This window comes from Candidatus Poribacteria bacterium (assembly GCA_021162805.1).
GTDB lineage: Bacteria > Poribacteria > WGA-4E > B28-G17 > B28-G17 > JAGGXZ01.
Map to the genome: position 1 here is coordinate 20,946 of JAGGXZ010000070.1, position 12,648 is coordinate 33,593.

Here is a 12,648-nt window from a genome sequence, read left to right on the forward strand (position 1 = left end):
GGAGAGGATGGACGATATAATCAGGCCGTTGATTGTGCCCATGTACACTCCGTTCGACAGAGATGGCGCTCTGGACGAGAGAGGCGTGGTTGAGCTGATAGGATGGCTCATCGAAAAAGGCGTCCGATCCTTCTACGTGCGGAGCGGTGTCGGCGGGAAATGGCTGATGGGAATGGAGGAGGTGAAAAGGCTCGCCGAGCTATCCGTCGGGGCGGCCAAAGGTAAGGCTAAGATCATCGTCGGATGTGAGGGCGAATGGGACGGCGATCTGAGAGGACGACCCGATCCCGAAACCTATCTGAGCCAATCATGTGAGCTGGCATTATATGTTCAGGATATCGGCGCGGACGGCGTATTTTTGACCATGCCGTTCGCACTCAAACCCGGCCAGGGTGAATCGGCGATCGATATCTCGTTGAGATATTTCGCCGAAGTCCGCCGCTCCACTTCCCTTCCCATACTCCTTCATCAGATGAGGAACGTCCCTGAGGAGTTCAAGCTAAGCCCGGACATGCTAGAAGGGCTACTTACACTGGGCGGATTCGTCGGCATCAAGGTCTCAACTGATAGCGCGAGTGAGCTGGAAAAATTCAGCGAGATGGTGAAAGGGAGGGATTTCGCCCTCATATGCGGCAACGAGGCTCTGTGGCTCGAGGGGATCAGGATGGGCGCGATATCCGTCATCGGCGGCGGCTGTAACGTCTATCCTGAGGTCATCGGTGCGGTCTGGGATAGATTCCAGGCCGGCGATGAGAAGGGGGCGCGAAAGGCACAAAACGCCGTCATAGCCGCTTTGAAAGCCCCTGGGGGGCTTTCAGGGATCATCTGGAGACAGTATCTGATCCGAAAGGGCGTGAAGATGGAACCGTATGATCGGTCAGGCAGCGAGCCATATCCCAAAACCATCGTCGACGAGTTCGAGGCGAAGGTGGACGGGATCATTCGTCCATATCAAGGGTGATCCCGGCGGGTCCGCCGCGCATCCAGGGCGATCCATACCAACACGCAGAAGCCCAAAATGGCGGTGAGAAAGCATGTGTCGTATATGCCCAATAACGGTATCAGGAAAGCGCTCGTCAGAAAAGCCCCGAGGCAGGAGCCGAAAAGATCCAGGCCGTATAGCAGCCCGACCACCTTCCCTACACGCGGGAGACCTGCCAGGACGATGTCGTTGGCGAGGGGGAACTGGAATCCCCCTATGAATCCGGCGATGATCGGGAGGAGGGAAAAGGCGGTCTGAACGCTCAAAAATGCGGGTTTGCCGCCCCCGAATCGGGCAAGGAAGGCTATCACGAGAGCCAACATCAGCGGATACAGACAGATCGAAACCTGAACCCAGATGTAAGTCCTGATCTTATCGCGGGATCTGTCCATCCATCCGCTTACCGCCCAACTGCCGAAGACAAGACCGATCATGAAGGATGTCAGGATGATGCTGAGCTTATAGTAGACATAGCCGTATAGAACCTGGAAGGCCAGCATCACCACAACCTGAAAGGATATCTCCGAAAACCCTGTCGTCCCGATGGAAAGCGCTATACCGCTTATGCCCTCACGATTGAGCCTCCTCGCCAAAAGGAAGCCGACTGCTGAAACGATAAGGATCAACGCGGCCAGATGCCAGGTTCTCACCCCTGTGATCCATCCCGCCAACCTTCCCCCTTCCGTCCTCTGTCTGAACTGCGAGCTCCATAACGCCATATCGTAGAAATATCCTATCGGCCGATAATCCCTGTTCAACCTGACCTTGCCGGGTTTTTCAAGCACCTTCCTGAGATAATCCACCCTATCCGGTGTGAGGCGGTAGGGGATGTAGTATTCGCTGACGAAGAGGGTTTGAATTTTCCTCTCCTTAAGCCTTGAGATCAAAACACTAGGGTTCAGGGTCAAATTCCGACCGTCGGGCTTTTGACCGATGATGAAGTTCACCCCTCCGGGCAGAACCACCACATCGGGGAAAACCTTGAACATCGTTCTCTGTATGGATCTGAGGAGCTCTCTCTGCTCGAAACTCAGGTAGTTTTCCGATGAGGTTAAACTCAGGGATATGATCCCACCGGGGTTCAATATCCGGTTGGCCTCCTTGAAGAACTCCAGCGAGTAGAACCTGTTCAGCATTGCGGTATGTGGATCGGGAAGATTGATTATGATCACATCGAATCTCTCCTTTGTCCTCTTGATGAAGAACCTTGCGTCGGTATGGATCAGCTTAACCCTCGGATCGCTCAGGAACTTCAGTTCATCTCTGAGATATCTGCGGGCGATGCGAACAAGGGTGGGATCGAGCTCGATGTAAATCAATTTCCCTATCCCGTGCTTTAACACCTCATTCCCGCTGCCGTTAAGCCCTCCGCCGATGAGCAAAACGTTTTTGGGATGAGGATGCTCGAGCATCACGTAATGGACGCTCTCCTCGGCCGAAAGCCTATCGCCGGAGGTGAAAACCCATATGCCGTTCTCGAAGAAGTTATACTGTGAATCGTAGGAGGTGACGACGATATTGCCGTAAACCGAGTTCCTGTTTTCCTCCACCTTCATTCCCCTCCACTGTATGGCGGAGGAGAACTCGTTGAGCTTTTCCGGAATGCCAGGAGGGATGGAACATATCAGCAAAGCCAAAAAAAGAGCTGTAAGCCCAATCGGTATGGGATCTCTATGTGGGACTTGGAGGATCAAGGCTGTTAGGAAGCATACCGTTCCCACCACGGCGGCTATCTCGAAGGGATTGAGCATCCTGATCAGGATTAACCCCGCCAACAATCCTCCGATACTGGCTCCCAATCCTTCAAACAGATAGGCTTTCCCGACACCTGAGGAAAGGCGGTCCGTGGATGAGGCGACGGATCTGGCGACGAGCACGAAGAGGTATCCCAACGTCAGGCAGTAAAGCGACAACACTAGGAAGACCGAGCCGATCATATAGGGCAATCCCATGATCTGTCCGGGCGTCAGCTTGAATATGAGTTTGACACTTCTGGCGGCGAATATGGAGATCGATAGGATGAAGGGGAGGGCGATTTGAATGAGGGAGATGAGCCTAGTTCTATTTTTCACCGAATCCGCCGTCTTCCCCAGCGCCCAGCTCCCCACGCTTCCCCATAGCAGCCATGCGCCGAGGGCAAGACCGAGAGCGAGTTCGTTGCCGTAGAAGACAACCATCAGCTCCCGCATCAACACTATCTGACCGATCATGGATGAAAATCCGACCAAAAAGGCGCTTAGAAGCAGAGCGACGGGCATCACGCATCACCTGAGGGTTGAGGCTATCTATCAGCAGGGATTATATCACAGGCTATCCCGTCAGGGCAAACCCGGCGGCTTCCCCACACACGCCTTAAGCTCGGCTTTAGAGCCATTACCGGGAAAGTCCATATAGCTCCATGGGATTATCCCGCAGCATCATCCGTGCCAGATCCAGGGCTGTCTCTTTGCTCAGGAAATCCCTCTCAACCTTCTCCGCCAGCACATCCGCCAGACAGGATCCCGCCATGATCAGATGTCCGTAGACGAACTCGGGGTAGCCGACGTCGGAGCCGAAGCCCAGGATGCGTTCGGCGGGCACTAGGTCGATCCATTCGCTCAGTATCTGACGGCTGCCTGCCATGGTGATCACGTACATCCAACACATGTTGAGCCAGACGTTCGGATAATGTTTCCCCAACATCCCTATCTCACGGCTGTAAGGATACCCGGCGTGGAAGAGGTCGAATCGCGTTTTGCGATGTGAACGGATCAGCGGTATAGAAGCGGATTGGAATCGGGTATGTTGCCCCAGTTCGTCTGAACGCCGAGTGGATCTGAAAGACAGATGCTAGCTCCAAGGTCTCCACCACACTTGGCGGTAATATGGGCGAATTCAATTGACCGACTCCCTTATCCTTTTGGCGATCTCCAGTTTCCTCTCCAGCCCCTCGGCGTCGCCGTTTGAGAGCAGCCTTCTATACTCGATGAGAACCTCGATCAGGGTGTCGATCATCGGCACGATCATATCCGCATTCTGCGAGAGTATCTCCCTCCACAGTTTAGGCGAACCTGAGGCCACACGGGTGACGTCCTTGAATCCGGTCGCCACCAGGTCCAAGGCCTCATCCATTTTGCCGACCGTTTCGGCCAGCGCCGATGCCGATACGTGCGGCAGGTGACTGGCAGCGGCTATGAGCTGGTCATGTCTGTGCGGGGATAGGATCAGGGTTCTTGCCCCCACAAATTCCCACATCTCCCTCACCACATCAAGGGCCGAAAGAGGGGTCGAATCGGTGGGGGTGAGGATGCATCTTGCATCCTCAAACAGATCCGCCTTCGCCGCCAACACGCCCGATCTTTCGGAGCCTGCCATCGGGTGTCCGCCGACAAACGGCACGGATGGGTTGGCCGATCTGAGTATCGCCTCGGCGCGTTCAACCACCTTTCTTTTGACGCTGCCGACGTCGGTGATCACACACCCCGCTTTAGCCGACGGGGCAATTCTCCCCACCATGTCAGGGATCGCATCCACGGGCGTACATATGACGACCACATCGGCTCCTCCCGCCTCCTCAAAATCGAGGCTGATCGTGTCAACGGCTCCGATCTGTAACGCCAGCTCAAGCGTACTTCGCCGTCTGCCGTATCCCTCGATCACCCCATCAAATCCCTTTCGTCTCAGGGCAAGACCGAGTGAGCCGCCTATCAACCCCACACCGATGATCGCTATCCTTTCCGGTCTCATTCCGCCGGCTCCACCCTATCGATCGCCTCTTTGAGGGCTGCTATGAACCTCCTGTTCTGTTCCATCATGCCGACCGTCACCCTTATGGAATTTGGGAAGCTGTATCCCCCCATAGGTCTCACTATAACGCCGAGCTTCATCATCTCCTGGAAAACCGCATCAGCGGGACGGTTCAAATGGACCAGTATGAAGTTGGCCTGGGAGGGGACATACTCCAGCCCGATCTTCTCCAGCTCCTCATATAGAAACCTTTTGCCCATGCTGTTGATACGCCGGCTTTCATGTACGTGTTCGACATCCTGGAGGCTGGCCCTCGCTGCCTCCTGAGCCAGGAGGTTGACGTTGAAGGGTTGACGAACTCTGTTGAGGAGATCTATGATCTGCGGGGTGGATATGCCGTATCCCACCCTCAGACCGGCAAGAGCATAGATCTTCGAGAAGGTGCGGAGCACGATCACGTTTCTCCCCTCACGGACATACCTCAAAGTATCCGGATACTCCGAATCCTCGACGTATTCATAATAGGCCTCGTCGAATACCACGAGCACGTTCTCGGGAACCTTCTCCATGAAGGCGTCGACCTCCTTCTGGGTGACGATGGTGCCGGTCGGGTTGTTCGGATTGGCTATGAAGACGACCCTGGTAAACGGAGTGATCTCCTCGGCCATCGCCTGAAGATCATGGGTATAGTTGCGAAGCGGGGTTGTCATTTCTTTCGCCCCACAGATCCTGGAGACGAGCATGTAAACCACGAAGGCCTGCTCCGAATAAACCACCTCATCGCCGGGCGATATGAAGGTGTCGCCTATGATCTGAAGGACGTCGTTGGAGCCGTTGCCCAGGATGATCTGCTCCGGAGGGAATCCGATGTGCATCGATATGTCCTGTTTGAGGTAGTAGGCATTGCCGTCGGGATATAGGTTTATCTTTGCGGCAGCATGTTTTATGGCCTCGACGGCGAGGGGAGAGGGCCCGAGCGGGTTTTCGTTCGAGGCCAGCTTAACCACATCTTGTAGCCCCAGCTCCCTCTGTACCTCCTCGATCGGTTTGCCGGGTTGATACGGTATTATGCTCTCTATGCCCGGTTTGGCTCTCATCCGATACCTCCAGGGGATTTCTCGGTCAATTTTATCATCTCCGCAGATCGGCGTCAACTGTGGAGCTGCTATAGTCTCAGTTTGATCCCTTTAAAGATGCTGGGATGTCCCTCTTCCGCCGCCGATCTCGCTCAACTCCAGCTTCTTAATCGGACATATCTCGATTGCCTGAGTGTCAACCCTCTGGTGTAAGGAGCCTGGGCTCGGAGAGCAGGATGAGGATGATAGCTGCTATCCTTGAGCCTCTCATGTCTCACACCTCATCGGATTTTGCAATGGAGATACCCGCTCCGGTCAGAAGGTAATACTCATCTCCGGCGCATTCGATACAGACGAATTTGCCGCCTCTAACTCTGGCTCTGGTCTCCATAATCAGTTCGCCGCAGATAGCACACCGCACCGATGAGAATATCGGGGCATATTCGGGCACTTTTATCCTCTTGCGTTCGATATCGAACATCTCCTCCTCAGGTACTCCAGTTCTCTGATGGACATCTCCTTGAAGACCTGCATGAGCCTCTCCTGTTCTTCGGGCGTCGCCTTTTCCCTTCGGACGACGATCTTATCGAATAGCTCCGCGGCCTCGGGATAGACCTCATAGCGGGATTCGGCGAAATCAGGTTTAAGCGATATTCTTATGGCATCTCCATTTCTTTTAGCCACCAAAGGAACACCCCGTCACCATCTGCACGCCATCGCTGAAACAGTTGTTCGTCTCGACGATAGCCACGATCTCTTCCATGCCAAGATGTTCTATCACCCCCAGCTCACGCATGGCGATGTATCCCGCTTTGACCCCATAGGCGGAATATCTGCAGAAATGCCCGTGAAGCTCGCCTGTCTTCTCGAGCAACCCCTTCAGATCTCCTCTCATCTCCTCTATCTCTTTCCTGAACGGATTGCCCCTCATTCCTCACCTTCTAGCCACACATAGCAATCTCTTCCCATCCAAAGGTCTAACGGAGACCTCCTTAAAGTTGGCCTTCTCACATAGCTCCTTCATCTCCTCAAGGGAAAGGGGGTGTTGCCAGGGGACCACTCTGGCGCCTTTACCCCAATCGAGGCAGATGAAGGTGCCACCCTTTTTCAACACGCGATATATCTCCTTGATCCCCCGAAGCTGGTCATCGAGCTCGTGAACGGTGAAGGCCGAGACCACCACATCGAAGGATTCATCCTCCAGATCGATCTCCTCTGCCTTTTGCGCTTGGAAGGACAATCTGCTTCCCAGGCCCTTTCGGATTGCCGCCGATCGAGCGGATGAGATCTTAGAGGATTTCTTATCCACCCCGGTGCAGTTCACCCCAAACCTCTCGGCTATCTCCAAGAGCAGCTCACCCTTGCCGCATCCCACGTCCAATACCTTCTGAAACTCGCCCCTTAACTTCTCCAGCTCATCGATGATAGGTTGATATCTATCCATCTTTTCCTCCCTTAAAGCCATAAGTTTCCTCATAGCTTTCATCCAGCAGGAAGCCTGGTGGCCTCTTCCGCCCAGCAAAGCTGCAGCAGTGAAGCGGCGAGCAGCGATATAGATACGATGAAGCTCTTTATCATCTCCCAAACCTCTCATCCTCACAGAGCTGATGTTACATTTTATAAGATGATAGCACATGGAAATATGCCGGTCAAGATGAAATGTTCAACCGGAGTGAATAAGTGAATACATTTAATTTGACACTTCAGGCGGAGTTGTTGTATCCTTTAACGTCAACAGATGTCTTCCATTATCCTACGAGGTAGGGGTTATGAGGGAGTTCACAGATCTCGCTCTGGACACGGCTAAGATGCACGGAGCGACATACGTCGACATAAGGATCATCTATACCCAAATCGAAACCGTATCCGTCAAAAACGGCAGGATATCTGAGCTGAGAAGACATGATGATCTCGGCTTCGGCATAAGGGTTATCGCTAATGGCGCCTGGGGTTTCTCGTCAAGTGGAACTCTATCGAAGGAGGAGATCCAGAGGGTAGCTGTGGAAGCGGTTCAAATCGCCAAGGCGAGTGCTACAACCAAGATCAAAGAGGTAACCCTGGCGTATGAACCTCCTCACGTGGACGTATGGCGGACGCCGATAAAAAAGGACCCCTTTAAGGTGCCGATCGAACGGAAGGTGGATCTGCTCATGAAGATCAACGACGCCGCCATGAAGGTCAAGGGGATAAGTGTCGTAGAGGCGATGATGGACTTCACGCGCGAACATCAGTTTTTCGCATCCACTGAGGGAAGCTTCATCGAACAGGAGATATATTTCGCCGGCACAGGATATCACGTGATCGCTGTCGGAAACGGTGACATGCAACGTAGATCGTATCCCGCCTCCTTCAGAGGGCAGTACATGACGAAAGGGTATGAGCTGGTGGAGGAAATACCGCTTCTGGAGAACGTCGAGCGGGTGGCTGACGAGGCGGTGATGTTGTTGACGGCAAAGAAGTGCCCCGAGATGGTGACCGATCTCATCCTTGACGGCTCTCAACTGGCGTTGCAGATCCACGAATCGATCGGGCATCCCTCCGAGCTTGATAGGGTCCTCGGAACGGAGGCGAACTATGCCGGCACTAGCTTTCTGACGATCGATAAGCTCGGAAAGCTTCGATATGGTTCCCCGATCGTCAATGTGGTCGCCGACAGCACCATACCGAACGGTCTTGCTACGGTGGGGTATGACGATGAAGGGGTGGAGGCGCAGAGATGGCATCTTATAAAGGATGGCATTTTCGTCGGATATCTCACCTCCCGTGAGACCGCATCGGCCATAGGCGAGGAGAGAAGCCGTGGATGCATGCGAGCGGACGGGTGGAGCAGGATACCGCTGATACGCATGACCAATATCAGCCTTATGCCAGGGGAATGCACGCTGGATGAGCTGATAAATGACACCAAAGATGGCGTCTATATGGAGACGAACAAAAGCTGGAGCATAGATCAAAGGCGCATTAACTTCCAATTCGCCACAGAGCTTGGCTGGAGGATTAAAAACGGCAAAAAGGTCGAACCGCTTAAGAACCCCTCATATCAGGGGATAACGGTGGAGTTCTGGAACTCGTGCGACGCCATCTGCAACGAGGATCACTTCGTGCTCTGGGGCATAAACAACTGTGGCAAGGGCCAGCCGGGCCAGCGGGCGCAGATGTCCCACGGGGCAGCGCCGGCGAGGTTCAGAAAGGTCAGAGTGGGAGTGGCATGAGGTCGGCGGTTCGCAGACCAACAAAGGTAGGTGAAAACATGAGGTTCTCTCGTATTACAGTAGACCCGAAACAGATGGGGGGGGTACCTTGCATTCGCGGATTACGTATCCCTGTAGCAACGATCGTTGCCATGGTAGCAGACGGGATGACAGAGGAGGAGATCCTTAAAGCATATCCTGATCTGGAATCTGAGGACATTCGGGAAGCCCTGCTTTACGCCGCTGAAGCGGTGCGCGAGCGAGAGCTGCCCTTGGTAACGATTTCATGAAGTTCCTGATAGATAACGCCCTTTCTCCCTTAATAGCTGAAGGATTGCGTCAGGCGGGACATGATGCTGTGCATGTTCGGGATTATCTGCTGCAATGGGCAGATGATGAAACGATCTTTGCTCGTGCTGCTGCCGAGGACAGAGTGTTAGTTTCAGCCGATACTGACTTTGGAACCCTATTGACACTCCGACAGGAGAAAAAGCCATCTGTGATCCTATTTCGTCGAACGACAGAACGACATCCGAAGCGACAGGTGACTCTTCTTTTGGCTAATCTGCCTGCCATTCAAGAGATGCTGGAGCAAGGAGCAATCGTCATCATCGAGCAACAGCGGATCAGGGTTCGTCTGTTGCCTATCGGCGTCGACCTCAGCTTTTAAGGGCATCAAGGCGATGTCGTTCAAAACATATTATGGAATATGCTAATATAGCAGCATGAGGTGAAAGGAGATGGACAGGTTTGAGTATCGGGATGGTGAGCTTTATTGTGAAGAGGTGAGCGTAGAGGAGATATGTAGGGATGTCGGAACGCCCGTCTACATCTACAGCCATGGAACGATACTCGACCATTACACCAAGCTGGAGAGAGCTTTCAGCGAGATCGATCATCTGATCTGTTTCTCCATAAAGAGCAACTCCAATCTGGCCGTGATAAGATCCCTGGTGAAGGCGGGCTCCGGCGTGGATATCGTATCAGGAGGGGAGCTGTATAGGGCGCTCAAAGCCGGTGCCGATCCTCGTAAGATCGTCTACGCCAGCGTCGGGAAAACCTATGACGAGATCCGAGCCGCTCTGGAGACGGGGATATTGATGTTCAACGTCGAGTCCCGCCCTGAGGCTGAGGCGATAGATAAGGTCGCCGGGGAGATAGGAGTGAAGGCCAAAGTGGCCTTCAGGATCAATCCGGATGTCGATCCCCATACCCACAGGCACATCACCACCGGCAAAAAGGAGACCAAGTTCGGGATACCTATAGATAGGGCCCTCGAGACGTATATATGGGCGAGGGAAAATTTGAAAAGCCTCGACATCTGCGGCGTCCACTGTCATATCGGATCACAGATCACCTCCGTCCAGCCATATGTCAAAGCCCTTTCAAGGGTTGTTCCGCTCGTAGAGGAGTTGCGTCGGGCCGGGTTCCAGATAAACACGCTCAACATCGGCGGGGGATTGGGGATAATCTACAGGGATGAGACGCCGTCAACGGCGGATGATTTCGCTGAAGCGATCCTGCCGTACATCAAGAAGACTGGATGTAAACTGCTGCTTGAGCCGGGCAGGTTCATAGTTGGCAATGCCGGAATACTCGCCACGGAGGTCATATACGTCAAACGCACGCCGACCAAGAACTTCCTGATCGTCGATGCGGCGATGAACGATTTGATCCGCCCTGCTTTCTACGACAGCTATCACAGGATCCAACCGGTCAAGATCCGAACTGACCGTAAGGATCTCTTCGATGTGGTGGGGCCGGTGTGTGAGACGGGCGATTATTTCGCAAAAGACAGGGAGGTGAACTTCGTCGAGCCCGGAGAGTTCCTGGCCATATTCAGCGCGGGGGCATATGGGTTTACGATGTCATCCAATTACAATTCTCGACCCAGAGCAGCTGAGGTGATGGTGATCGACGATAGATACTACATCGTCAGAAAACGGGAGACATATCTCGATCTCATCAGAGGCGAGGCGATTCCAGGAGAGCTGATGTAGTAAAGACCGAGGGGAGTATGCCCAAAGGCCGAGATCTCAATCCCGGAGTTACCAAAAGATCAGTTCTCATAGGGCTGATCCTCATCCCTCCGAATATCTTCTTTCTGGTGAACAATCATGTTACGCTCAGCGGCCTACCCACCACCCTCTCCCTGTTTTATAACGTCATAATCGTGCTTCTGCTTATGGTGGCGTTTAACTCCGTCCTGAGGTTTTTTCTCCCTTCCGTGGCCCTCAAGGAAGGGGAACTCCTGACCGTCTATGTGATGTTGTCGATAGCGAGCGCGATGTCAGGACATGATATGATGCAGACGGTGGTGCCAGCGCTTACACATGGGTTCTGGTATGCTACGCCTGAAAACGACTGGAAATCACTCTTCTGGAGATATCTGCCCGATTGGCTGGTGATGTCGGACGAGAGGGAGTTAAAGATATACTATTTCGGCGGCGTATCGCTCTACTCCATGGCGAGAATCGAACACTGGATCAGACCCGTGCTGATGTGGACCTCTTTCTTCACCGTCCTCGCAACGGGTATGGTCTGCATAAACTCCATCCTCAGAAGGCGATGGATAGAGCAGGAGAGGCTCTCCTACCCGATCGTTCAACTGCCGCTGATGATGAGCCGAAGAAACGGGATGCTGTTCAGGTCGAAGCTGATGTGGATGGGGTTTGCCCTCGCAGGCGGGATAGATCTATTGAACGGGTTGCATATCATATTCCCCGTTCTACCGGAAATACCCGTGAGGAGATATGAGATCGGAAGGTATTTCACCTCCAAGCCGTGGAACGCTATAGGATGGACGCCGACCTATGCCTTCCCCTTCGCTATCGGCCTCTCCTTCTTCATGCCGCTCGACATGTCTTTCTCCTTCTGGTTCTTCTATCTGATCTGGAAGATGGAAAAAGTTTTGGGAAGCGCGCTGGGATTATCCAGCCTTCCCGGATTCCCTTATTCGGGGCAACAGGCGATAGGGGCGTATCTGATGCTGGCAATCATAGCTCTCCTCTCGAGCCGCAGGTATCTGAGCGGTGTCGTCCGAGCGGCCCTCAGAGGTGTTAAAGCTCCCGATGAAGCGATGAGCTACAGGAGTATGCTGATAATACTCCTTCTAGCCTTCGGGTATCTTCTGGGCTTCACCTTCAAGGCTGGAATGGCGCTATGGGTTGGAACGATCTACTTTCTGCTCTACTATCTGATCGGCATAAGCATAACACGGATGCGCGCCGAGCTAGGGCCGCCGACTCACGAGATGTTCCCCGTCACACCGCATAACATCATGGTTCTCACGATCGGCTCACGCAGGTTAGGTGCACAGAATCTAACGGTTTTCGGGCTTCTGTGGGGATTCAATCGTGGATATAGGGCGCATCCGATGCCACATACGCTGGAGGGATTTAAACTGGCGGAACAGGCCGGGATTAACCTCCGACGGCTGTTCCCCGTCATGATCCTTGCCGCTGCCCTGGGGACCTTCTGTGCCTTTTGGGCTTTCATAGATATGTGTTACAGAGAGGGCGGAGTTATCTATCCTCCGTGGGGTGGTGTTTTTGTCAACCGAAAAGGGGCCCATTTGACAATCGAAAAGAGGCCCACTTCGGGCACACTTTCCGAACTTTGACAATTGAAAAGGGGCCCATTTGACAATTGAAAGCGAGCCCACCCCCTCAAA

14 protein-coding genes are annotated in these 12,648 nt (G+C 53.5%); 6 read left to right on the forward strand and 8 right to left on the reverse strand.

Going from position 1 to position 12,648, the window contains the following annotated elements:
- Positions 1-7 precede the first annotated feature (7 nt).
- Positions 8-961 (forward strand): dihydrodipicolinate synthase family protein, encoded by a 954-nt coding sequence (locus J7M22_05735; protein ID MCD6506110.1) that lies wholly within the window; start codon positions 8-10, stop codon positions 959-961.
- Here J7M22_05735 and J7M22_05740 read toward each other — a convergent pair.
- The 8 genes from J7M22_05740 to J7M22_05775 form a co-directional block, all read right to left on the reverse strand.
- Positions 952-3,240 (reverse strand): fused MFS/spermidine synthase, encoded by a 2,289-nt coding sequence (locus J7M22_05740; protein ID MCD6506111.1) that lies wholly within the window; start codon positions 3,238-3,240, stop codon positions 952-954. The two genes, J7M22_05735 and J7M22_05740, sit on opposite strands and share 10 nt — an antisense overlap.
- 115 nt (positions 3,241-3,355) lie before the next feature.
- On the reverse strand, positions 3,356-3,808 hold the full coding sequence (locus J7M22_05745) for an amidohydrolase family protein (protein ID MCD6506112.1): 453 nt from the start codon (positions 3,806-3,808) through the stop codon (positions 3,356-3,358).
- A gap of 48 nt (positions 3,809-3,856) precedes the next feature.
- The gene (locus J7M22_05750; protein ID MCD6506113.1) at positions 3,857-4,708 is read right to left on the reverse strand and encodes a prephenate dehydrogenase/arogenate dehydrogenase family protein; all 852 of its coding nucleotides are present in this window, start codon (positions 4,706-4,708) and stop codon (positions 3,857-3,859) included.
- Positions 4,705-5,805 carry a histidinol-phosphate transaminase gene (locus tag J7M22_05755; GenBank protein ID MCD6506114.1) on the reverse strand — a complete coding sequence of 367 codons (1,101 nt, stop codon included), beginning with the start codon at positions 5,803-5,805 and terminating at the stop codon, positions 4,705-4,707. The genes J7M22_05750 and J7M22_05755 overlap by 4 nt, the downstream gene beginning before the upstream one ends.
- Positions 5,806-6,058: 253 nt before the next feature.
- Positions 6,059-6,265, reverse strand: coding sequence for a TraR/DksA C4-type zinc finger protein (locus J7M22_05760; protein ID MCD6506115.1), 207 nt, complete (start codon positions 6,263-6,265; stop codon positions 6,059-6,061).
- On the reverse strand, positions 6,238-6,468 hold the full coding sequence (locus J7M22_05765) for a hypothetical protein (protein ID MCD6506116.1): 231 nt from the start codon (positions 6,466-6,468) through the stop codon (positions 6,238-6,240). Before J7M22_05765 ends, J7M22_05760 begins: the two co-directional genes overlap by 28 nt.
- On the reverse strand, positions 6,461-6,715 hold the full coding sequence (locus J7M22_05770) for a hypothetical protein (protein ID MCD6506117.1): 255 nt from the start codon (positions 6,713-6,715) through the stop codon (positions 6,461-6,463). The genes J7M22_05765 and J7M22_05770 overlap by 8 nt, the downstream gene beginning before the upstream one ends.
- A 3-nt stretch (positions 6,716-6,718) precedes the next feature.
- Positions 6,719-7,249: a class I SAM-dependent methyltransferase gene (locus tag J7M22_05775; GenBank protein ID MCD6506118.1), complete on the reverse strand. Its 531-nt coding sequence runs from the start codon at positions 7,247-7,249 to the stop codon at positions 6,719-6,721.
- A 304-nt stretch (positions 7,250-7,553) separates the two neighbouring features.
- On the opposite strand from J7M22_05775, the gene J7M22_05780 reads away from it, so the two are divergent.
- From J7M22_05780 to J7M22_05800, 5 genes are all read left to right on the forward strand, one after another.
- The gene (locus J7M22_05780) at positions 7,554-8,996 is read left to right on the forward strand and encodes a TldD/PmbA family protein (GenBank protein ID MCD6506119.1); all 1,443 of its coding nucleotides are present in this window, start codon (positions 7,554-7,556) and stop codon (positions 8,994-8,996) included.
- A 38-nt stretch (positions 8,997-9,034) separates the two neighbouring features.
- Positions 9,035-9,265: a DUF433 domain-containing protein gene (locus J7M22_05785; protein ID MCD6506120.1), complete on the forward strand. Its 231-nt coding sequence runs from the start codon at positions 9,035-9,037 to the stop codon at positions 9,263-9,265.
- Complete coding sequence (locus tag J7M22_05790; GenBank protein ID MCD6506121.1) at positions 9,262-9,645, forward strand: DUF5615 family PIN-like protein; 384 nt, start codon at positions 9,262-9,264, stop codon at positions 9,643-9,645. Before J7M22_05785 ends, J7M22_05790 begins: the two co-directional genes overlap by 4 nt.
- Positions 9,646-9,715: 70 nt before the next feature.
- Positions 9,716-10,975 (forward strand): diaminopimelate decarboxylase, encoded by a 1,260-nt coding sequence (gene lysA / locus J7M22_05795; protein MCD6506122.1) that lies wholly within the window; start codon positions 9,716-9,718, stop codon positions 10,973-10,975.
- 17 nt (positions 10,976-10,992) lie between these two features.
- Positions 10,993-12,597, forward strand: coding sequence for a hypothetical protein (locus J7M22_05800; GenBank protein MCD6506123.1), 1,605 nt, complete (start codon positions 10,993-10,995; stop codon positions 12,595-12,597).
- Positions 12,598-12,648 lie beyond the last annotated feature (51 nt).